General features: G+C 60.7%; 17 protein-coding genes. 12 read left to right on the forward strand and 5 right to left on the reverse strand.

The genetic code is table 11. The annotated features are described in order from the left end of the window. Positions 1-501 precede the first annotated feature (501 nt). From IRZ31_RS10295 to IRZ31_RS10340, 10 genes are all read left to right on the forward strand, one after another. Positions 502-1,173 (forward strand): YrzE family protein, encoded by a 672-nt coding sequence (locus tag IRZ31_RS10295; protein WP_297153084.1) that lies wholly within the window; start codon positions 502-504, stop codon positions 1,171-1,173. A 126-nt stretch (positions 1,174-1,299) separates the two neighbouring features. After that, entirely contained in the window at positions 1,300-1,545 is a 246-nt protein-coding gene (locus tag IRZ31_RS10300; RefSeq protein WP_297153086.1) for a CsbD family protein, read from the forward strand. A 293-nt stretch (positions 1,546-1,838) separates the two neighbouring features. Then, positions 1,839-2,180 carry a cupin domain-containing protein gene (locus tag IRZ31_RS10305; protein ID WP_297153088.1) on the forward strand — a complete coding sequence of 114 codons (342 nt, stop codon included), beginning with the start codon at positions 1,839-1,841 and terminating at the stop codon, positions 2,178-2,180. A 209-nt stretch (positions 2,181-2,389) separates the two neighbouring features. Next, positions 2,390-3,157, forward strand: a complete 768-nt coding sequence (locus tag IRZ31_RS10310; RefSeq protein WP_112431061.1) for a beta-ketoacyl-ACP reductase — start codon at positions 2,390-2,392, stop codon at positions 3,155-3,157. 367 nt (positions 3,158-3,524) lie between these two features. Then, positions 3,525-5,174, forward strand: coding sequence for a glutamine-hydrolyzing GMP synthase (guaA, locus tag IRZ31_RS10315; protein WP_363325659.1), 1,650 nt, complete (start codon positions 3,525-3,527; stop codon positions 5,172-5,174). A gap of 114 nt (positions 5,175-5,288) precedes the next feature. Then, on the forward strand, positions 5,289-5,801 hold the full coding sequence (locus IRZ31_RS10320; RefSeq protein WP_297153093.1) for a hypothetical protein: 513 nt from the start codon (positions 5,289-5,291) through the stop codon (positions 5,799-5,801). Between the two features lie 142 nt (positions 5,802-5,943). Continuing rightward, positions 5,944-6,756, forward strand: coding sequence for an NUDIX hydrolase (locus tag IRZ31_RS10325; RefSeq protein ID WP_297153095.1), 813 nt, complete (start codon positions 5,944-5,946; stop codon positions 6,754-6,756). Between the two features lie 433 nt (positions 6,757-7,189). After that, positions 7,190-7,852, forward strand: coding sequence for an ATP-dependent Clp endopeptidase proteolytic subunit ClpP (clpP, locus tag IRZ31_RS10330; protein WP_112431066.1), 663 nt, complete (start codon positions 7,190-7,192; stop codon positions 7,850-7,852). A gap of 276 nt (positions 7,853-8,128) precedes the next feature. Further along, positions 8,129-9,130 carry an HAD family hydrolase gene (locus tag IRZ31_RS10335; RefSeq protein WP_297153098.1) on the forward strand — a complete coding sequence of 334 codons (1,002 nt, stop codon included), beginning with the start codon at positions 8,129-8,131 and terminating at the stop codon, positions 9,128-9,130. Further along, a complete protein-coding gene (locus IRZ31_RS10340; protein WP_297153101.1) occupies positions 9,127-9,855 on the forward strand; it encodes a class I SAM-dependent methyltransferase in 729 nt (242 codons plus the stop codon). Before IRZ31_RS10335 ends, IRZ31_RS10340 begins: the two co-directional genes overlap by 4 nt. A 30-nt stretch (positions 9,856-9,885) precedes the next feature. Here the strand turns inward: IRZ31_RS10340 and IRZ31_RS10345 are convergent, their stop codons facing one another. Both IRZ31_RS10345 and IRZ31_RS10350 read right to left on the reverse strand, forming a co-directional pair. After that, positions 9,886-13,557, reverse strand: coding sequence for a type ISP restriction/modification enzyme (locus IRZ31_RS10345; RefSeq protein WP_297153103.1), 3,672 nt, complete (start codon positions 13,555-13,557; stop codon positions 9,886-9,888). Positions 13,558-13,603: 46 nt separating this feature from the next. Next, complete coding sequence (locus IRZ31_RS10350; protein WP_297153105.1) at positions 13,604-13,906, reverse strand: helix-turn-helix transcriptional regulator; 303 nt, start codon at positions 13,904-13,906, stop codon at positions 13,604-13,606. Positions 13,907-14,155: 249 nt separating this feature from the next. Between IRZ31_RS10350 and IRZ31_RS10355 the strand changes: the two genes are divergently transcribed. After that, positions 14,156-14,446 (forward strand): hypothetical protein, encoded by a 291-nt coding sequence (locus IRZ31_RS10355; RefSeq protein ID WP_297153107.1) that lies wholly within the window; start codon positions 14,156-14,158, stop codon positions 14,444-14,446. A 150-nt stretch (positions 14,447-14,596) separates the two neighbouring features. Here the strand turns inward: IRZ31_RS10355 and IRZ31_RS10360 are convergent, their stop codons facing one another. Next, a complete protein-coding gene (locus tag IRZ31_RS10360; protein WP_297153109.1) occupies positions 14,597-17,791 on the reverse strand; it encodes a type I restriction endonuclease in 3,195 nt (1,064 codons plus the stop codon). A 1,071-nt stretch (positions 17,792-18,862) separates the two neighbouring features. Between IRZ31_RS10360 and IRZ31_RS10365 the strand changes: the two genes are divergently transcribed. Beyond that, the gene (locus IRZ31_RS10365) at positions 18,863-20,800 is read left to right on the forward strand and encodes an ABC transporter ATP-binding protein (RefSeq protein WP_297153111.1); all 1,938 of its coding nucleotides are present in this window, start codon (positions 18,863-18,865) and stop codon (positions 20,798-20,800) included. A 118-nt stretch (positions 20,801-20,918) separates the two neighbouring features. Here the strand turns inward: IRZ31_RS10365 and IRZ31_RS10370 are convergent, their stop codons facing one another. Continuing rightward, positions 20,919-21,233, reverse strand: a complete 315-nt coding sequence (locus tag IRZ31_RS10370; RefSeq protein ID WP_297153113.1) for a GlsB/YeaQ/YmgE family stress response membrane protein — start codon at positions 21,231-21,233, stop codon at positions 20,919-20,921. 417 nt (positions 21,234-21,650) lie between these two features. Beyond that, a complete protein-coding gene (locus IRZ31_RS10375; RefSeq protein WP_297153115.1) occupies positions 21,651-22,433 on the reverse strand; it encodes a 2-phosphosulfolactate phosphatase in 783 nt (260 codons plus the stop codon). Positions 22,434-22,759: the final 326 nt, after the last annotated feature.

A 22,759-nucleotide genomic window follows, 5' to 3' on the forward strand; every position in this document is an offset into this window, starting at 1 on the left:
ACCGCGAGAAGAAAGTGTTCATAACCCTCCCTCCCCGGCCCTGATCCCTGGCCTGGTCTGCTCTGTCTGTCTGATTGTTGTTCTGCCTGGCGCGGGCGAACCCGGGACGGCCCCAGCACCAGGCAGCAACTCCGGCGGTGTCATACCCTTCTGCCTGTTCTGTAAGCAACCATCCTTTCAAGCCATGTTCTTGATCCTATTATGGGTAGCTTTTCCAAGGGCTGTCAATAAAGTCGTGATGTGGCCCAGGCCAGCCCCACCGCCCTGTGTCTGGGCTGACCTGGAGTAGCTGGTGGGAGACGGCGGCGACTGCTGCCGGGGTTAACGATTGAAACCCGACCACCTGATCTCACGTGTTTCTACACGGACCGAATCTTTGCAAAAGTGTCTCTAAATGGCGCAGCTGCGCCTGAAAGGGATACAGATGCGAAGCGGTTGAAAGAAGTAGAGGACAGTAGAAGCTACTCCGGTCGCTAAAGGGTCAGAGAAAGTGAATACATTATGGAAGATGTTCATCAGCTCAAAGCAGCAGCAAAAGGAGCAGACAGACCAGCGGAGCAGGCAAGAGTCTCACCTACGGCGACCCCGCTTCCTGAGCCGGAGACCATGCGGGTAGAGCCGGTACAATCGGCGCCGGAGGCCAGGGCGAAGAGGCAGGAGGCTGCTCCGGCGCGAGAGCCAGGGCGCTTGCCCGAGCGAGGGGTGCGCTACGCTCTTATCAGCGGCCTGCTTATGGGCGTACTCGTGGCCCTGATTACCGTTGTCCTTATTCTGGTGAACGCTGGCCTCTTCAACGAGGCTCATCGCCAGGTTATGCGCGATGCGCTCACCGTGCGAGTAGCGTTGCTGCTAGCCGCCATCTACGGGATTACCTGGCTGGTGGCGCTCATTGTCGCTTTCATCGGTGGTCTCATTCTTGGGCGAATCGCTGTACGTCGACGCCTGGGTTTCCTGGCGGGGGCTGTAGGAGGCATTGTCTACTCGCTGCTTCTCTGGCCGACCAGCTTTATTCCTGCCTATCCGGGCAATCTGACTGGTACCGCCACGCTGGACGCCGGCACCGCTATCTTAGAGGTGCTCTGGTGCCTGTTGTGGGGTCTGGGGGGAGCACTGGTCTGCCTCGCTGGCACGTGGGTGGCCTCTGCGCGCCATCCGCATTATCGTGACCGCTGAAAAGGTTGATCGTGTCATGCGACTTATCGGCTAGATGGCGATCGCTGGGGCGTGTGGGCCTGCTCGGGCCGGCGCGCCTGCGCCCAAGGAGAGATCAGACAGCTAAGAAAGGAAGGAAACACTACGATGAATAAAGATGAACTCGAAGGCAAGGCGAAAGAGGCTCAGGGGGGGCTGAAAGAGTCGCTGGGGAACCTGACTGGCAATGAGCAGCTGCAGGCCGAGGGCAAGGCCGACAAGGTTGAGGGGAAGGCCCAGGGCTTGCTCGGCAAGGTCGGCGAGAAGCTGCACGAGGCCGCCGAGCAGGTGAAGGAGGCCGCCCAACATGCCAGCGAGAAGGCCAAAGAGACCAAGGAGGAACATCAGCCCTAGCCTGACCCTCTCTGATCAGCCTGCTGGCTAGCCAGTGACCTGGCTGCATTCACGCGTGCCATTACAGCCGGGGTTCGCTCTCTCTCCTGCGAGGGGAGCGGACTCCGGCTTGCTTGTCTCTGCTTCGCGGGCCACGCTTGTTCCTCTGCCTTCTTACCAATCTGGCCGGCTCTCTATTAACAGAGCTTTTAGCAGTCCATCATCGGCTATTTACAAATTCGTCCTATACTGCTGAAAATACGATTGGCTGGGACAATCGTGCCAGCTTAGTATCAAGAAGTGAGGGACAAGCTATGCAAGTAATTCGTTGGCAAGGATCGAATCTTCCCGATGAGGAAGAATTGCGTCAAAAGATGCAAGAGCAGGGACTGGCTCCTTACAGCTGGTCTAATGGCCCCGGTGATACCTATGCTGTGCATAGTCACAGCTACGACAAAGTGCTCTACTGTGTGCGTGGCTCCATCCGCTTCGTGCTGCCGGACACCCCCGGGCCGGAGGGTATTATCGACCTGGAGCCGGGGGATTGTATGATCCTGCCAGCAGGCACGCGCCACAGCGCCTTTGTCGGCCCAAAGGGGGTAACCTGTATGGAGGCCCAGCGTACGCCAGCCAGGCGCCCCCAGGGACAGCAGTAGGTTGAGCGCTAGGAGAGACTGGCCCCTTTTCCCTGGCGGCCTTTCTCCCTGGACCTGGCGCGTTGGGACAGGAGGGAAGTGCGCACACCAGAGCAAAACCAGCGAAGAGAGCGAGCCGCCCCTTTGCGAAGGTGATCGCTAAAGATATACTATACTTAACGTAACCTGTACCAACATCGCCTTCACCACATTGCGAAAAGGAGCATACTATGGGACGACTTGACGGACGAGTAGCCTTTGTGACCGGAGCCGGGCGCGGGATTGGCGCAGCGACAGCGCTGCGCATGGCCGAGGAAGGCGCGCGGGTCGCCCTGGTCGATATCGATGTAGAGGGCTGCCAGCAGGTCGCACAAGAGCTGGAGCGTCTGGGGGCGCAGTGCCTGGTGCTGCCCTGCAACGTCTCCAACAACACGATGGTTGAAGAGGCGGTGGAGAAGACGGTCAGCCAGTTCGGGCGGCTCGACATCCTCGTGAACAATGCCGGGATCATTCGCGACAACCTCCTCTTCAAGATGAGCGAAGAAGACTGGGATGCGGTTATGGCTGTGCACCTGAAAGGAGCTTTTCTGTGCAGCCGTGCCGCGCAGAAGCACATGGTGCAGCAGCGCTACGGTCGCATTATTTCTCTCTCCTCGACTTCGGCCCTGGGCAACCGCGGACAGGCCAACTACTCGACGGCCAAAGCGGGCCTGCAGGGCTTCACGCGCACCCTGGCCATCGAGCTAGGCCCTTTTGGGATCACGACCAACGCCGTCGCCCCTGGCTTCATTGACACCGAAATGACCCGTTCTTCTGCCCGCCGGCAGGGGCTTGATCCCGAAGAGGTCATCGCGGAAGCCTCCAAGCGCATCCCGGTGCGGCGCGTTGGGCAGCCGCGGGATGTGGCTAACGTCATTTGTTTCCTGGCCTCAGAAGAAGCTGGCTTTGTCAACGGGCAGATCATCTACGTCTCAGGCGGACCGGCGCCGCGCTCCTGAGCCTCGGCGCCTGCAGGCCCAAGTGACGTAGCCAGCCAGGCCAGGCTCTGGCCGGACCTGAAAGCAAAGAGAGCATAGGAAACCGTCGTCGCTATCGACAAGGGACCGGGAAAGCTGCGCCTCCCTGGTGAGCAGGCGCCCCGGTCCTTTCTGCTCTGCTCTCCGCGGCTCTGGCGTCCTCTGCCGGGGTCGCCTTACCCTGGTTGGGCTCCGTCTGCCGGCCTGCAGCTAGCTCATCAGTGTCATCAGCAAGCGATCAGGCAAGGGTCGTCTGCCCATGAGGGGGATAGCAGGAAAGCAATGTGAAGGGGTAAAATAGAGACACGTATTTCTTCATAAAGCGGGGAAAGTCTCATTGATCCAGGTCATGAAAGGGGAGGAAGGCAGCCTCGTGTCAAACCATGTGCGCCGTCAGGCCATCATAGTGCTCGATTTTGGCTCCCAGTATAGCCGTCTTATTGCGCGGCGCATTCGCGAGAATCATGTCTACAGCGAGCTGGTTCCGGCTGAGACCACACTGGAGCAGCTCCAGCGTGAGAAAGCTCATCTTGACATCAGGGGGTTTATCCTCTCAGGTGGGCCGGCCAGCGTCTATGACGCTCAGGCCCCGCGCTGTGATCCGGCCATTCTCCAGAGCGGCCTGCCGGTGTTGGGCATTTGCTACGGCATGCAGCTGCTGGCGCATCAGCTCGGCGGTCATGTCGTCCCAGCTCGGGGGCGGCGCGAGTATGGGCCGGCGACCATCGAACTGCAGTCGGTTGCCGGTGATCAGGGCCGTGCTGCCGAGATCTTTGCCGGGCTTGCACAGACGGACATGGCGGGAGAGGGCCGCAGCCTCAAAGTGTGGATGAGCCACGGTGACAGCGTCGACCAGCTACCGCCCGGCTTCAGCGTCCTCGCACGTAGCGAGAGCAATCCCTGCGCGGCCATCGCTGGACCTGGTGGCCTGATTGGTCTCCAGTTTCACCCCGAGGTCACGCATACCCCCCAGGGGCGAGAAATCCTGCGCAATTTCCTCTTCCGCGTCTGCGATTGTCGCGCCGACTGGACCTCCGGCTCAGTTATTGATGAGACCGTGGCCCAGATTCGCAGCCGCGTGGGCGAAGCGCGGGCCATCTGCGCCCTCTCCGGCGGTGTCGACTCCGCAGTAGCGGCCCTGTTGGTTCACCGGGCGATCGGCGAGCGCCTCACCTGCGTCTTTGTCGACACTGGCTGCATGCGAGCTGGCGAGCCTGAGCAGGTTGTTGAGACCTTCAGCCGTCATCTCCACATTCCTCTGATCGCTGTTGATGCGCGCCGGCGCTTTCTGGCTCGCCTGGAGGGGATCACTGATCCCGAGCAGAAGCGCAAGATCATCGGCGAAGAGTTTATCCGTGTCTTCGAAGAGGAGGCTCTGCGCCTGGCTCAGGAGCAGGGGCCGATCAGCTTCCTGGTTCAGGGGACGCTCTACCCCGATGTCATCGAGAGCGCGGGGCGTGATACCGCCAACACCGCCACGCGCATCAAGACCCATCATAACGTCGGTGGCCTGCCCGAAGAGATGACGTTGCAGCTTGTGGAGCCGCTGCGCTGGCTCTTCAAAGACGAGGTACGCGAGATTGGTCTGGCTCTCGGACTGCCCGAAGAGTGGGTCTGGAGGCATCCTTTCCCTGGGCCTGGTCTGGCCATCCGCGTCATCGGTGCTGTCGATGAGCAACGTCTGGAGACCCTCCGTGCCGCCGACGCTATCCTCATCGAAGAACTTCGCCGCGCTGGCCTCTATCGTCAGGTCAGCCAGGCCTTCGCCGTGCTCACTCCCGTGCGCAGCGTCGGAGTGATGGGCGATGGCCGCACCTATGCCCAGGTTGTGGCGCTGCGTGCCGTTACCAGCGAGGACTTTATGACCGCGGATTGGGCCCGCCTGCCCTACGATCTGCTGGCCCGTGTCGCCAATCGCATCGTCAATGAGGTGCCCGGCGTCAACCGGGTCGTCTATGACATCACCTCGAAGCCACCTGCGACCATCGAATGGGAGTAGTTGCTTTGACCTGCCAGGCAGACCGCTGCCACCCCTCCGCCCAAGTGAGCCAGCTGGGGGTAGCGTCCTGTCAGTGCAAAGAGCGAGATGCATTGACGCAAGGAGCAGATCGTAATGGGTGTCGATATCACAGGCTGGATCGAGTGCCGCCAGTTCTTTCTCCTGAAAAGCGAGGCCACACCCTGGCGACCAGCCACCAGCCTGCGCTTTCTCTTTCATGACCGTAACTACGATGCCTTCGGCTGTCTCTTCGGTGTCAAGAATTATGCCAACTTTCGCCCGGTCGCTCAGGGGCGCGGCCTGCCCGAGGATGTCTCGCCCGAGGTGCAGGCAGAGTATGAGCGCTGGGGCGATGGGGCCTTTGGTACCAGCTGGATCACCTGGGCCGAGATCAAGGCTATTGATTGGGAAGAGCCGGCAGAGCTGCCAGATGCCCGTATCCACCGGTATCTCCGCGCTGAGGATGGCAGCCTCATCTTTGAGGGCAAAGCCGCCTGGGACAAGAATTTCGCCGAAGCTGTCGGCCACTCGTTGATCGAGTGGGGTCCTCGGCGCCTGCACCTGGCCGGAAGGCCAGGAGTGGGAAATCAACGGCAGAATCTACCGCTCCGAGCGCCTGCGACGTAAGGATGCTCGCGGGAGCTGGACAGTGACCTTTGCTGTTATGGAGGCGCTGGCCGCGAACTACGGCGACGATGGCGTCAGAATGATCGTCTGGTTCTATTGGTAATTCTCCCATCAGATACTGTCTGGAAGTGCAGGGCGAGCCATGCGTGAATTCGAGATCCTGGTGCGCGGCTGCTTCGATGCCGAGCGGCTCCTCGTCAGCTACGATGAGAGCCTGCGTATGCCGTGCACCCGCACTGACGAGGAATGCATTGAAGCATGTTGGCGTCAGAAGCTGCAAGAGATGCAGCAGCGTGGAGCAACCCTCTACGATGGCGCCCTTTATCGATTGGTTGACTGGGAGGTAGGTCTTGACGGACGCCTCTCGCTGGCGCTAGGAGCCACCAGCTACAAAGAGTATGTGGCGAGCCGCGATATGCGCTTTGCGCGGGGCCGTGGGCGACGCGAACTGAGCAATCCTCTGGCCGTCTGCTCGGTGATCGAGACTGCCGACGGTCAGCTCCTGCTTGATCAGCGGCGCGGTGTGGATGTCTACGAGGGACGCTATCATGTCATTGGCGGCTTTTGTGAGAGCGAGCGTGACCGCAATAGCGCGGGGCAGCCCGACCTCTTTGGGGCTATACTGCGTGAGATCCGCGAGGAGACCGGCCTGCAGGACGAAGACATTGCCCGCCAGCTCTGTCTGGGCCTGGTCTACGATCTGGCAACTCCTCATCCCGAACTCTGCTTTCTCTCCTGCCTGCGTATTCCGCTGGAGGAGGTCAAGCAGCGGAAGCCAGTGGACCGTGAGGTAGAGCGTCTGCTCCCGCTGCCGGCGCGTGCCGAGAGCCTGCGCTCCTTTCTCTTTACCTATCATGGCCAGATCTCTGCGACTGGTGAGCCGGCGCTCTTGTTCTACGGCGGCTGGCGCTTTGGTGAAGCCTGGTATGCCGAGACGCTCTGGCGCCTGACATGAGAAGTTGACTGGTTGACTGCCTGACTGACTGAGTGTCGGTCGAGAGCGCTGGAAGATTGCCTGGGCTGGGCCGGGCGTTGGAGCGGCGACCTCGCTGCTTGCGGTTCGCAGGCAGATAGGATATGATAAAGACAACAGATGGCATAGACAGACAGAGAGCGCGGCCTTGCTGTGAGTGCCTGGCCAACAGAGAGCTGAGGCCAGGTGCTGCGCATGGGGGCCGGGCCTGGGCCTGTGTACGTTGCACAGGCGACGCCAGATCTGAGCTGGTTTGGAGGGAGGCACTGCGCTTGAGCGATTGGATTGGCAAGTCATAGGTCAACGATGATCAACGAATGATAGAGTAGGAAGTGCAGAGGCTCTGATATCCGAGCCGCTTCTTCTTATGGAAGTATTCGGTAGCAAGAACTGAACGAGATCACAAGGAGCAAACATGGGAGCGGTATTCAACCCCCGGGACCCTAAGTGGATTAAGGAGTCCAGGGAATTTCTAGAGCCGCGAGGCGTCATCCCCGGTGTTGTGGAGTCGACCCCGCGCGGCGAGCGCATGTGGGACATCTACTCGCGCCTGTTGAAGGAGCGCATCATTTTTGTGGGGACGCCCATTAACGATCAGGTAGCCAATGTCACGGTAGCTCAGCTGCTCTACCTGCAGAGCGAGGACGCGACCAAAGACATCTACCTTTATATCAACTCCCCTGGTGGCAGCATCTATGCTGGCCTGGCGATTTACGACACCATGCAATGGGTCAAGCCAGATGTGTCGACGGTCTGTGTGGGCATGGCCATGAGCATGGGGGCGGTCTTGCTGGCCGCCGGGGCCAAGGGTAAGCGCTTCTGCCTGCCCAATTCAACGGTGCTGATCCATCAGCCGCTGGGCGGTGCCGAGGGCCAGGCTGCCGATATCGAGATCACGGCTCGCGAGATCCTGCGCCTGCGCCGCATCATCTATGAGATCCTCTCGCGCCACACCGGCCAGACGGTGGAGCGCATCATGCAGGACTCTGACCGCAACTACTACCTCTCTGCGCAGCAGGCGGTAGAGTACGGTCTCGCCGATGATGTCCTCTCCAAAGCTGAGGAGAGCGAGCGCTAGCTAAGGCGGGGAGCCGCCAAGGGTGGGCCGTCTCCTTTGCCCCTGTCTGTTCATCGTTCCTGCTTTTGGGTGTTCGCTGGTCCTCTTGCTTGCTCTGTAAGTGTTTGCTAGCTAACACTTAACGTGGCAGGCGTGGCGAGGAGCGTTATCAGGCAGCGGACTGACTGGCTGCTCTCTAGCCAGTGAGGAGCGATGAGGCGAGCCGGGTGACTGTGCCGGCAGCGGTGGGAAAGAGAGAGGGAGGCGGCCCGCACCCCCGCTCAAGGGAAGAGCTACTTGAGGTTATTGCTTGTGAAGGGACGCATCATTCGCTGCGTGCTCTTTGATCTTGGCGATACGCTCTGGTACCGGAAGGATCAAGAGACCTGGCGTCGCCTGGAGTTCGCGGCTAATTGCCAGGCGATCGCCCTCCTACGGATGCATCTGGAGTCGTGCAGCCTCCCAGATCAGGATGATGTGACGCTGGGCCGGTCGTTGCGCGTCGCCTTTGATGCGCAGACGCGGGCGCGTATTCGGCGTGATCCCAGCCATGAGCCGGATGGGGCCGAGATAGCGATGGAGACGCTCGCTCAGCTGGGCTGGGGCCAGATCGATCGACAGCTTGGGGCGGCTCTCTTTGAGGCGCTGCGTGTGCGCATTATCGATTCGCGCTTGCTCTACGATGATGCGCTCTCGACGCTGGCAGAGTTGCGCCGGCGCGGCTTCTTGCTTGGGGTGGTGACCAATCGTCTTTGGGGAGGCCCTCCTTTTCAAGAGGATTTGCGGGCCTTTGGCCTCTTTGAATACTTCGATCCCGCTACGATCGCTATTTCCGCTGATCTGGGGGTGCGCAAACCCGACCCCGCGATTTTTCTGCATACGCTCCGTGCGCTCAATGTCTCCCCCACTGAGGCGGCGATGGTCGGCGATTCGCTGCGCTCCGATATTGTGGGGGCGAAGCGCCTCGGGTTGCTGGCGATCTGGAAGCCGAAGCCGCGTGTACGTGAGGCGCTGCAGGCCCGACTTGTGGCGCCCGGTGCGACTAGCGCCAGCGCTTCGCTCGGACATCAAGAAGCCTTTGCTCCTCCCTCGGCTGTGAGTGCGGCCAGTGATCTTCCGCCCGATCTGCCTCCGGGACTGCATGTGACCGATGACGATTATGTGCTCTCGACAGTGCAGGGGCCGGGTAGCGATCCGTTGGCTTTGCTGGCAAGCAATCTGGAGGAGTACAAGCCCGATCTGATGATCGAGCATTTGAGCGATCTGCTGGAGATTTTTCCAAAGGCGGGTGAGTTGTGAGTCTGAGAGGGCGTCTGCAGCAGGGACTCTTTGAGACGCTCTATCGCAATCGCTACCTCTATCGTTTTGCCAGCACGGTGCCTTTTGCGGGACAGTGGCGGACCTGGCAGCGGCTGGTTTTGCCGCGCGTGGTGGGGCATGACGTGCTGGAGCTGGGCTGTGGCCTGGGCGATCTGCTGGCCGATCTGTGTGAGCAGGGCTATCGCTGCATGGCGGTCGAGCGCTCGCCGGAGATGGTGGCGGCAGCGCGCGCGACCTTGCAGCGGCGCCGGGTTGGTCAGCCAGGTCAGGTGCTGCTCGGCGAGGCCCAGCATCTCCCTTTTGCTGATGCCTCCTTTGATACGGTGGTCAGTACTTTCCCCTCGAACTATATCTTTGACCCCGATACGATTGCTGAGGTGGCGCGCGTGCTGCGTCCAGGCGGGCGCCTGGTGGTGGTTGAGGGGGCGAATCTGCTTCCGGTCGGTCTCTTGCAGCCTGTGCTGCTGCTGATCCACTTCCTGGTCTACGGCTTCTATCCGCGCTCTTCTCCTCGCGAAGAGGGGCGGCGCGTTGTACGCGTGGAGCGCGACGAGTCGAAGGGCCTGACGACAGAGGAGCTGCCAGCAACACCTTTCGGCCAGCAGATTCCTCTGGAGCGCTTCGGGCTGCGTCGTCGCTCGGAGCGGGTGCGCAGTCGGCGCTGGGAGGCTTTCCTGACAATCGGTGAGAAGCCGTCGGCCTGATCGTCAAGCGCTAGTTCCGTCGGTTCAGGGTCACGCCGACGGGAGGGCGCCCTGCCAGTCCTCGGGGGTGACCGCCTCTTCGAGTTCTCCTATCAGCGTCAGCGTTTGCAGACTGACGGCTACGACCTGCTTGAGCAGGCGGACGATGTAGTCGGGGTCAGCGGGCCGGTTGGGATCAAGGACGATGCCGCTGTGCGGGTCGCTCCGGAGCTGATACTGCTCCAGGACCCACTCCAGGGCCGATCGGTTGCCCAGCACGTAGCGGAAGCAGTCCGGCGGTATGTCGGCCAGGGTAAGGCCGGGGCTGACCTGGATGGTGCGCCGGTCGGCACTGAGACGCAGGCGCTCGATGCGACGGTTATCGCGGTAGGTGAAGCGTTCGTCTTCGATCTCGCGCAGAGGATAGGGATCGACCTGCTCGTAGTGGATGTGCAGGTCGAGGAGCTGCCGGCCCAGGCTGACGGCTGCCCAGAAGGCTTCGTCGCGGCGCAGCAGGGGAATGCGCGGCAGCTCCTGCTTGAGCTGCTCGGCGTAGCGCTCGCGGTAGGCAGGATGGTGCAGGATGGCGTAGGTGTAGTGGAAGAGGTCCCATTTGCTGACTTCGGGACCATAGTGGCGCTGGAAGAGAGCCAGGGCGGCATCGGTGATGTTCTCTTGCCGACTGCCATCATCGCTGTAAACGTAGAAGGGGAAGCACTGGATCTTTTCGAAAGCCAGATCGAGATCGGCGATGTGGTTGGTAGCCAGACAGCCAAAGAGCTTGCGGTTGCCCGGTCCAGGGACGCAGATGAGGCGGTTCTCCTCTTCGCTGGCTGGTGTGGGGAAATAAGCAGGATGCAAATACACACCGTTATTCAGTAGAGAGTCAAAGTAAAGATAGAGCCTGGTGAACGGACGATAGAGGCTGAGGCGAATGTGGCTCGGATCAAAGGCGGCTGCTTTGCCACGCTGCAGAGCCATTTTCAAGTCGCTGCTCCACTTAATCTGGCGCTCATCGTTGATCAAGAAGCGATCAAGAGGAAGAGTTTTATCGGTGCGCCGCTGCCAGCGGGCAAGCTCACCATTGTAGGTCTCAATCAGGCGCTTGACTTTCTGTTCCAGTGCCGCCTGCTGAAAGTCATAGACCCAGATATCCCTGTTAGTCTTCACGCCACTAGAGTAGGAGAGGAAAAGCACGGGAATAGTCCGGCTGCTGACACCAGCGCGCTTGCTTTCTTTCGCCCCTAGAGGAAGGAAAGAGGACCACTCGGGGGTTGACGCCTGATCCAGCCAGCGTCGGGACGTGGCCGGCTGCAGTTGTTGCCAGGGAATCTGCCCCATGCTGCGCTTCTCGCGCAGGAAGCTCAGCTTCTCCTCCTTGCGCCAATCCTCGGGGACGCGGTAGTAGAAGAGGCGGCGCTCGCGATGACGCGACGAACGAATCGCCAGAGTAATGCCAACGCCGACCCGGATGCCAAAGACATTATGAGTCGTGCCCGAGAGGCGGGGATTGCGGCGCACATTGCCGTGCAGGTCGAGATGATAGATGTGGGTGAAGTCCTGCAGGAGATGGTGACGCATGCCATCAAAGGCAAACTGGTCGATAAAGGAGTTATTGGAGACAAAGCAGACGACGCCGTCGCGGCCCCCCAGGCGATCGCTGGCCCAGCGGAAGAAGCGCACGTAGGCATCGTAGAGCATGTTGCGGTTAGAGGCCTGGGAATCCCTGACGTAGGTCTCGCGGATGCGCTGGTCGAGGAGCGGGTAGGGGCGATTTTTGTTGTTCTCGTTCTCGCGCTTCTGGCCGACGTTGTAGGGCGGATTGCCGATGATGACCATGATCTCGGCCTCTTTCTCGCGCAGCACCCGCTGCGTGTTCTCCTCAACAAAGTAGAGCCGCGGCTGGGTCACCACCGTGCCGCCGTTGCTTTGGACGCGCTCAGCCAGCTCCAGCGTGTCGACAAAACAGATCCCCGGAAACGGCTCGTATTCCCCCATGCGCTCGTAGTAGGCGTGCTCGATGTTGAGCGAGGCGATATAGTAGGGGAGCAGCATGATCTCATTGCAGAACAGATCTTCGGTATATTTCTGGCGCAGAGCGCTGCGGGGAAGGCGCTTGAGGATATTGACCACGAAATTGCCGGTGCCGGTACAGGGGTCGAGGACCTTGACGCCGGACGTGGCCAGCGAGCAGCCAAACTCGCGCTGCAGAGCCTCGTCGACGCTGGCAACCATGAAGTCGACGATCTCCTGCGGCGTGTAGACGATGCCGTACGTATCGGCCTGTTTGACCGAGAAACCCTGAAAGAAGCGCTCGTAGACGGTATTCAAGAAACGCTGGCGCTCGGTCCAGTCGCGGATGCTGCGCGCCGCTTCCTCAATGGCCAGATAGAAGTGATCGAGCGAGCGCAGGAAATCTTGACGATTAAAGGCCCGGCTGGTAAGGGCGCGAATGACCTGCTCGATCTGGGCGGCGATGACGTTGCGACTGACAAAATCCGGGTTATCAAAGACTGTGCGGAAAAGCCGCTCGGTGAGCAGGTGCTGCACGAGCATTTCGGTGATTTCGGCCCGGCTGATCTGGGGGTTGAGAGTGCTGCGGCACAGGGCGGTAAAGTCGTTAAGCGCCGCGATGAAGGCGCGGTTCTGGCTGGCCTCCTGGTCGATGATCTGCAGGAGACGGGCCGCCAGCTCGGGAATGCGGTCCTGAAACTCCTCAACGGCGGCCTCGAAGCGGGCGATCTGTGGCTCGCTGTAGGTCAGAAAGCGGGTCAGGAGGTCGCGCAGCTCGCTGTCGTCGTCCAGATTGAAGAGCAGGCGCTGACCGTCCTGATAGAGGATGGCCCGTCGGCTGTTCTCGAAGAGGGTGTTGCGCAGGGGATAGCCCGCCTCAATTTTGCGCTGAACTTCGCGTTCGAGGTCGAGGTGGGGAGCCTTGGCCTCCCAGAGGCCGCGAATGAAGAACTCGTTGACGTCGCGCAGGACGCCATCGGGACGGAGACCGTTGGGTAGGGTCTGCTCAGGAATCAGCTTGAGATTGACGGCGCTGGCGGTCTCCTCTAACAGCCGCTGGAAGGCGGTGCGCAGGGCCAGCTCGTGGCTGGCGAAGCCCTCGTAAGAGCGGAGCTGTTTGCGGTAGCGCTCGATGGCGCGTTTAAGCAGGGCGGGCGTGAGCGCGGCAGGTGTGCTGATCAGGACCTCTGTGGACATGGACGACGACCCCCTTCTGTGTGCGTGCTGCTGTGCTCTATTATACACGTCCTGATCGGCCCGCTCCATCAGATGCTCGATAACCCGCCGCAGTCCCCCGACGACTTCGGCAAAGGCGGCGTCCTGGTTGGCCCAGGTTGAGATGGGCCGGGCATTGCCCGGCAGAACCTGCAGATGGGCGAAAGGGGCACCTTCCCAGAGGACAGGCCGCAACAGGATCGGCACAACCTGCGCCTGGCCGAGCCGTTGGCGCTCCAGGGCGCGCTGCATTTCGACGCCGTAGCAGTAGTCGGAGGCCATGAAGGCAGGACTGATCAGCAAGAGAATGAGCTGGGCCTCCTCCAGTTGCTGGCGAATGACTCGCCGCCAGTCACTGCCCGGTAGGAGAGCACCATCGTGCCATGTCGCCAGCAGACCCTGACGCTGTAACAGGGCCAGGTGCTGCTCTAGCCGCTCCAGATAAGGGCGGTCAGCACGCGCATAGACGTAGAAGAGCTTTATCGGCGTCGCCATCTCCACTCTCCTTGCTGCTGCTCACGGCTCGGCTCAGATCGTACCTCTACTGCGGCTTGCGGTCGCTCTCCTGCTCTTCCTCCTCTACCTGGTGCCGTTCTTGCTCCTCCCCCGCCAGCCCCATCCGCTTCTGCCAGATCAAAGGCGCTGTAGGCTTGTACTCGATGAGTTCAGCCGGAGTCACCTCTAAGGCCCAACAAAGCTTGTCTAAGGTGTCCGAGTCTATGATAGCGCTCGGATCGCGGAAAATTTTTCGCACGGTTCGGTAATCAACATCTGCTAGCTTCGCTAGCTGACTCATACTGATGTTCTTTTGTTCTGCTATCTCTCTTAATCGCAGACGTATCATGCCAGTGCCCTATAGCCATGTCCTTAGAGGGAGTGTAGCAGATTCCCAGACTTGACAGCAGTGACAACGTGGTATACACTGTAGAGGTAAGCTCTATAGAGATAGCTATAAAAGCTATCTCTATACGCTAGCATTAAAATCATAGGCCCATCTGCTATATAGCTAGCGGACAAAGCTGAGCCGGCGGTGCAGGTCAGGTCGGGAGGCCGGACTGAGCCGGGCCAGCGTCAGTGCAGGAAGGAGAACGCCATGTCTGGCAGCGAAGAATGGCATGAGGAGAAACGTCGTGTTGAGCAGCCAGAAACAGACCAGGAGATTGAGCAGTTGAAGGCGCAGCTGGCCCAGGAGTATGCGCAGGCGCTGCAAGCCGGCGAGCGCGACGCTGCCCCTTCCTATGAGACCTACGAGCGCCTGGCTGAGGTAGCTGGCGACCGCGAGGCCAGCATCATCCTCAAGGAGGTTATCGAGGCTGTTGAGCGCCGCATCTATGGCCTCCTGCTACTGGAAGGACCAGCCCGCGGCATTGAGCACATGCACTAACACTGGCCCAAGCAAGGGGAGGAACGGCCAGGAGAGGGAAAGAAGCCGCCCGCCGTGCCTGCCGGGGTCGAGAGAGGGACCTGGTGGGCGCGACGAGCGGCTTACCCAGAGAAAGGAGAGGAAAACACCGACCGGCGTGGTGTGCCGTCCTCAGTGCTCCGCTGAGGGCCTGGCCGGGCCACGCCGATCTGGGGGGCGATCGCTATCTGCCTTAGTGGACTCGCCGGGCTGGGCGCTGCCGGAGCGCTGTCGCGAGTGCGACCCTGCCGCTTTCTCCTCTGACTGCAGCTTGCCTGCAGCAGACGAGTCAAGCAAGGAGCGCACAAAGAGCAGCAGATCGGCAGGATACTCCTCCCAGGGAGCTTGACCGCTCTCATACTTGTATTGCAGCTTTTCCAGATGTGCCAGCGCTTCAGCGTAGCGCGGCTGATGGCTGCTCATGAGCTGCAGATTCCAGGCCAGAAGACTGCGCAACTGCTCAGCCTTCAGCAGCGGCGTCCGGCTCTTCTTGAGCAGCGTCGCCAGGCGCGAGAAGCTCACGCGCTGCAAGTCTAGCGCATTCAGCGAGGGCTTACCGCTGCTGCCCGCGGCCTCCATCCTGCTCCTGCCTCCGTAACGCGCGGTCGGACTCTCTTCGGCTAACAGCCCCGCCAGTGCCTGCGGACGATCGAGCAGCTCGTCCAGACTGCGACAGTGTTGCGCGCGGCGCATAATGCGGGCCACCAATCCCAGCGCCTCGACCGCTCCGCTGAAGCGTGGCGCCGCCTCGTCGGGTTGCAGGGCTGCATAGAGCGCCTCAATACGCTTCACCTGGGCAAAAAAAGACTGACGCAGATCGTTCCCCTTGAGCAAGCGATCAGCGGCCTGGCGAGCAGCACCATCCGCCCGCCGCTCCTCGCTGGCGGCCAGCAGCGCGGCGACCTCGACGCCATGACGGGCACAGAAATCCAGCGTCTCCCCGAGCGTCTTCTCCAGCTCCGCCACCAGCTGATGCTTCTCCTGAATGGCGCTGACCTCAGCAACGGGCGGTTCGTGTGCTTCGCGGCTGGCTCGGCGGCGGAGACGCCACGACTGGGGGAGCACGCGCTCAGCGGCCCGGGCGTAGCGCTGTTGCAACGTAGAGAGCAGCGGCCAGTGCCCGATATAGTCGACCACCAGACCGCAGACCTTCTCGTCATCATAGACACGGTTGACGGCAGTCAGGGCGGCCAGCAGCGTTGGACCCTGCAAAGGACGATCGAGATAGAGCGTCGCCAGCGCGGGGGCGGCCAGGCTTGCCAGCCAGGGATCGCAGCTAAAGACCAGACGAAGCGGATCGTTCGCATCGTGGAAGCGAGCGACCAGGTCCTCATTGTGCAAACGCTCGTGATGGGAACGGATCTCGACCGTCTCACAATAGACGCGGCCCGGGGTATCGTTGAAGTCGGCAAAGCGGCGATAGTCATCGGGCGAGGGAGAAACGAGTACGGCCATCTCCGTTGGCTTGTAGTAAGCCAGGCGTTCGTCCAGCACAGCCCGACGACGCCAGTCGAAAGTTTCATCTCGCTCCCGCTGCAGCCGGCGCAGCATGCGCTCCCAGAAGGAACGCACCCGGTTATAGAGGCGCACGGCAGTGATCTTATCAATCGTCAGCACCAGGGCCTTGGCGCGATAGCCCCGGGCAAACCAATGTTCGGCCAGATCGCGAGCCACCAGATCGAGGCGCTCGGGATGGGTCAGCAGGGCGTAGGGAGTGCGCAGGCGTTGAGCCAGCTCCTCTTGATACTCACTGCAGGGGCCGGCGGCCTCAGCCAGCTGCTGCATGGCCTCGGCGAAGCCAAGCGGCGTCTGCGCACCCAGCAAGGCGCTCCGATCCTCGTAGTAGACCGGCAGAATAGCGCCATCAGCGAGCGCTTGAGCGCAGGAATAGCCACTGAGGTAGGGACCGAAGAGGCTGCGCAGTGCCGGCTCCTGATCTTCGCGGCAGGGCGTTGCCGTTAGACCGAGAAAGGCCGCGGCGGGCAGCGCCTGACGCATCCGCTGCAGCTGCTCCAGCGTGCAGGTCTGCAGCTCGTCGACAAGCACCAGCAGATCCGTACGCAGCGAGAGCGGCTCAGTGCTCTCGAAAGCCGAAGGTAGAGCGAAATAGAGAGGAGCGGAATGGCCCGACTGAGCACGGCCCGAGGTAGGCTGCTCCAGCAAGCGCTGCAGCTCACCAGCTGTCGTCACGGGCATCGCGCCCGCTTTCGCCTCTCTCGCCAGCAGGCCCCAGTCCGTTAGCGAGCGCACGAGCTGTCGCCAGAGATCCTCGTGGCCAGTCACCAACAGACAGGTTGGCCCTGGCTCATCGCCTTGACGCAGCACCTTCTGCAGAAGAAAGGCCAGCGTATAGCTCTTACCGCTGCCGTGTGCCTGCCAGAGCAGCCCCAGTCGACCTCGTAAAGCCCCGGCCTCGCGCAGACGGGCATAGGCCGTATTCACCGCGAGGTACTGATGATTGCGGGCGACGATCTTACCGGGCCGCGGCGTCCTGGAGAAAAGCGTGAAGTGCTCGACAAGATCAAGTAAGCGCTCAGGTTGACAGGTGGCATAGAGCGCTGTCTCTAGCGAGCAGTCCTCTGGCTCATCTTCGCCCGCAAGGCGTTTCCAGGGAGTAAGCTGCGGCCAGAGGCTGTCAATGCTACCCACGCGGTTCAAAGGACCGTTAGAGAGGAGCACAAGAGCGTTATACCATACGAGCTGCGGCAGCTCACTGCGATAGCAATGCAGATAGCGCTGATAGAGCTGCTCCAGTGGTTCGATGCCGATGACAAACAGCAGGAGCGGGAGACCATTGACGAAACCAACCAGGGGAAGGCGGAGCTGGCCACAGCGCCCCTGCACCCAGTAGTTCGAGATCAATCGCCAGTCGTTGGCGGCGGGATGTTGCCAGTCGACGAGGCGCAGGGTTGATGAAGCGCCGACCTCCCTCCGCGAAGTCGAAACCGAAGCCAGGCCGCTGGGGCGTCGGCGGCCCGGCTGAGCTTTAGGGAGAGCGTTTGATGGCCCCTCATCGCTGAGTGCTACACCCTCGCGCAGGAGATGATAGATTTCGTAATTCGCCGCCAGCGGATGCTGCGCATCGCGGTTGCGCGTCATGAGGGCGCAGACATAGGCAATTTGCTCCGCGCTGGCCTCGGGATTCAAACGCTGCAGGGCTGCGCGGAGAGGTTCAAGCAGAACCACCTCCTCAGCGCTGCCGCGCCCAGTAATGTCATAGTTGCCTTCTCCCTCGGCTGAAGCGTCCTGGTGGAAATATCCCATCTGCTCCAGCGCGTGAATGGCCCGAGAAACCACGATGTTTTTGATGGTTTGTGGAAACTCCATGATGTGACCTTCTTCTACCAGAACCAGCGCATCCTCTCACCATGAATACATGCATAGGTGCGGTGTCACTGGCTATGAACTGCACGCAGCGCTCGGACCGTCCGAGATGCCAGGTTGCTCCTGCCTTGCCTTCCGCCTGGCCTGGAAGGCAGGTAGAAGATGAGGCATCAGGAAAGCGCTCAGACACTGAAGTCAGCGCATAGGCCGGCCCGAGGCTGCCCTCGGCTGTGCGCAAATCAAATCATCGCGGACCCCTGCTTTAGGCAAGCGGGGGGCAATGCATCAAAGTAATCAATGTAAAAAATTGCGTTCATAAATGAGATGGCCAGACTTACCCACCGAAGAGACCAGGAGAAAGCACGGTCGCAGGTCCTGGGGATAGGTTCAGGTGCTGGCTCTGGGTGCTCGGTCAGCCTTCTGAGCTGCGACAGCCGATCAAACGGCTGCCCGGCTCTGCAGTCTTGGCCGACCCTGACCAGTTCCAGCACGCTGCAGGCCATCCTGCCACGCATCAGGGGTCGTTTCCCTCCTAGCCATATACCACGTCCTTCCTTCTACCACTGCAGGAGCCTCTGCTCCTGCCAGCCTGCCTCTGATCAGGTGGCGAGCAGCGGCTCGTGCCTTTGCCCTCGTCGAGATCTTGCTTGCTTGCTTGCTTATGCCCAGAAGCAACAGGCAGCCAGGTCGAGGCGCTCATGGCAAGCAGGCACTGATCAGAGGAAGCGGGCCGCCTCGCCCTGGCCTGCCCTCATGTTGCTACTATATAGACGAACCTGGCAAGATCCTATCAAACAAAAGTAGGGTATCTAGAAAACAAAAGGACCTTTTGCCAGGTCCTGTAGTTAGCTTGTGTAATGATACACAAGACAAGCAACAGCATCCCTAGATCGAACGAGGCAACAGAGACCGACAACCGAGACAAGCAGAACTGTTCTCCTGACCAGTGTCGGTGGTCTGTCCCTGTGCTATACTCTCCCAATACGGCAGGCCGGTGGCCAGCAAGGGAGTAGAGGGGCCTGTTCAACCAACGCACAACCTCAGACGGAGAAGCAACAGGGAGTAGCAACAACGATGGCAGTACACGGTCACAGCATGGGTAGTGGTTTGGGGGTCTATCTCGACGAGCAGAGGCGCAAGGGGCGCAAGACCGACCGGCGAACGCTGGGTCGGGTCATAGCGGCCTTCCGGCCCTATCGAGGGCAAGTGGCTCTCATGCTCATAGCTATCCTCGCGACAACCCTTTTGGGATTAATCAATCCCCTCATGATCCGCTTCATCTTTGACGATGCCATTGGCAAGCGTGATCTGACGCTGCTCATCATCTTCGTCAGCATCATGCTCATCACGCCGGTTGTCAGCGGAGTCATCGGCGTAGGCCAGAGCTATCTCAGCAACCTGGTAGGGCAGCGTGTCATGCGCGACTTTCGCAATCGCCTCTATGCCCATCTGCAGCGAATGTCTCTACGCTTTTTCACAGCCACCCGCACCGGAGAAATTCAATCGCGACTGGCCAATGACGTCGGCGGTATCGAGAACATCGTCACAGGCACCGCCACCAGCATCGTCGCCAACATCTCCACGGCCCTCTCGACCATCATTGCAATGGCCATTATCAGCCCGCTCCTCACCCTCATCTCGCTGGGGCTGCTGCCGCTCTTCCTCTGGATCACCTACAAAGTAGGCAACGTACGCCGCCTGACGAGCAAAGAAACGCAAAAGAGCATGGCCTCTCTCAGCGCCCTCATGCAAGAGACCCTTTCCGTCAGCGGCATCCTGCTCATCAAGACCTTTGGCCGGCAGAAGCTGGCCCAGCAGCGCTTTGAAGAGGAGAACCAGCGACTTTCCGATCTCGAAATTCGCCAGCAAATGATCGGGCGCTGGTTCTTCATGTTCGTGGGCACCTTCTTCTCGATCACACCGGCAGTCGTCTACCTTGTCGCCGGATTGCAGGCCATTTTTGACCCGCACCAGGCCATTACCCTGGGCGCCATTGTGGCCTTCACCACTCTGCAGAGCCGGCTCTTTTTCCCGGTTGGCCAGCTACTCAACATTCAAGTCGACATCCAGGGCGCCCTGGCCCTCTTCGACCGTATCTTCGAATATCTCGACCTGCCGATCGAGATCGCGGACCGGCCTGATGCCCTCTGGCTCAAGCCCGAGCAGGTGCGTGGTGCCATCAGCTTTGAAGACGTCTCCTTCAGCTACCGACGTGAAACGTCTGAAGGCACAGCCGAAGCGGGGCCGGAGGAGAATGGCGAGAAGCGAAGCGGGAAAGCGGCGGTCCTGGCTGGAGAGCTGTCCGAGGAACGTCCGGCGCTCAGCCATATCTCCTTCACCATCGAGCCGGGTCAGCTGGTGGCCCTTGTCGGACCAAGCGGAGCCGGCAAAACCACCATCACCTATCTGCTCGCCCGCCTCTATGACGTTGACGAAGGCAGCGTCCGCATCGACGGTCACGACGTTCGCACCATCGCCCAGCAGTCTCTCAGCGAACTGATCGGTATGGTCACCCAGGAAACCTACCTCTTCAACGCCACCATCCGTGAGAATCTGCTCTACGCACGGCCCGAGGCCAGCGAGGAAGAGATGATCGCCGCCGCCAGGGCCGCTGCCATTCACGACCGCATCATGGAGCTAGATGACGGCTACGATACCCTGGTTGGAGAGCGTGGCTACAAGCTCTCTGGAGGTGAGAAGCAGCGCCTCGCCATCGCCCGTGTCATCCTTAAAGATCCGCGCATCCTGATCCTGGACGAAGCCACCAGCGCCCTCGACACCCACTCCGAGCGTCTCATTCAGGCCGCTCTGGAGCCGCTCATGCACCGGCGCACTACCCTGGCCATTGCACATCGGCTCTCGACCATTCTGGCCGCCGACACCATTCTTGTCCTGGATCGAGGGCAGATTGTCGAGCGCGGAACCCATGAGGAATTACTGCAGCAGCAAGGACTCTATGCCCGCCTCTATGCTGAGCAGTTTCAGCGGACCGCCGAGGAGCAGACGATCTAAGCCTGACCGACCACATCTCTCCTCGAACAAAAGCGGGCTAGCATCTGTTGCTAGCCCGCTAAGGGAGACTTCGGCAGACAGAGATGCCGAAGAAAGGAGACGAAGAGCAAAAGACTCACTAGGCGGTTGGGCGCTTGCCACCAAGGCCCCGCCCGCCGGTCACGGCCTTGACGATTACCAGCAGGATGATCGCGCCGAGCAGGGCCGTCACGAACGTCCAGAAGATGCCACTGACCGTAATGCCGAGGGCGCCCAGAATCGCGCCGCCCAGGAGACCGCCAATGATGCCGACGATAATATTGCCCAGAATGCCAAGCTGATCGCCCTGCACCAGGCGGTCGGCGATCGCTCCGGCTAAGCCGCCGATGATGATCCAGACAATCCAAGCCCACAGCGTGCCCAGCACGCTCGCCAAAACAAAACCCGTTACCATCTGAACTTTCTCCTCCTGTCGCTAGAGCTACCTTATAGACAATGACGCGGCTGCTTGCCACTACTGTTGAAGATACTCCGATCGCTGTTGGGTCGCTACCGATGTCATCTTCTACACGGATCAACCCGCGAGAGAGTGTCAGCCAGCCTCAGAGGGCTGTAGGCAAGCGAGCAAGAGCGCGGTGAGGCTTCAGAAGCGGTGAGAAGCGACCTGAGCATGAGGTAAAACGCCGGTGTGGGAGAGCAGGCGCCAGGCGGCTTCAGTAGAAATACTGGTCTCTCACGGCTAGAGCGCCGGGCCATCATTCCGCTGGCCTCAAGCCTCGCAGTCGAGGAGAAGGTCCCGGGAGGCCCGGCGCCAGAGCAATGCTGGAAGAACGGATCATCTGCCAGCTACTTCACATAGCAAATCAGAGATTCAGAGTGCTAGCGGCTCGACGATCAACAGGCCCGTCTCCGGCTCGCGACCGGAGACCGCCGGCACCACGCTGCTCCGATCGATCTCCACACAGAAAGGAGGATCATCGACCAGACCGGCGCGTAGCACCGTCAGAGACGACTCGCTATACTCCAGCACACGCGGGGGCTTATAAGCCTCATAGATGGCGATCGCCGCCAGAGCACTGCCGTGGGGGGCCAGAACTGCGGTTCCCGAACCAGCCTCCTGGTGGCCGGTGCCGGCCAGGCGCAGCAGCTCGGCGGCCAGGTAGCCGGCACAGACCGCATCATCAAGAGCAAAGTAGCCAAACTCACCGGCGCAGACCAGAGCAATATCGCGTTCGCGCTCACGTGCCAGCTTCAGCGCCGCCGAGACCACGGCGTGGGCATTGCGGAAGCAGCCGGCCAGGCGCGTCGTCTCAGGTGGGCAGGCGTGGAAAGCGCGGGTACCATTCGTTGTCGTCAAAATCAGCTCACGGCCCTGCAGGTCCAGCTGGGCGAACTCGCGCGGCGAATTTCCATAATCGAAGCCAGGAATGCGGCGCACGTTGCGCTCGCCACAGAGGGCACGCCCGGGATGGGAAGCGGCCCCTGCCCGCGCCTGCTCGATCGACTCAGCCACCAGCACGCGCCTCGCGCCCCGTTCCAGCATCACCGTCATCGTCGTCGTCGCGCGAATCAGATCAATCACGATGTAGACATCGCCAGCCTGGGCCCGCTCGGGCAAAATCGTCTCGGGAGTGAAAAAGACGTAGAGTTGCAAAGTGCCTCCTCGTTGTCGCGGACTGATACACCCAATAAATAAATGGGCCAGGGAACAGCCCACAATAAGGATCAGGTTCCATTATATCCTCTCGCCTGGCGTATGGTATGATAGGAGAAGAGAGCACGAGCGTTTCGCAGTAGCCCACACCTCTGACGGCGCCGTCGGAGGAGCGCTCTACAGCACAAAGGAGGCTTCACAATGACCGTCTCGCGAACCCCCAACATGGTCGACTACGAAGTCGAGCGGCGCACCTTCCACATCGACGTCCCCGAGTATTTCAACTTCGCCGTCGACATCATCGGCAAATGGGCGCAGGACCCCCA

It is taken from the genome of Thermogemmatispora sp., assembly GCF_019683635.1.
Taxonomy (GTDB): Bacteria; Chloroflexota; Ktedonobacteria; order Ktedonobacterales; family Ktedonobacteraceae; genus Thermogemmatispora.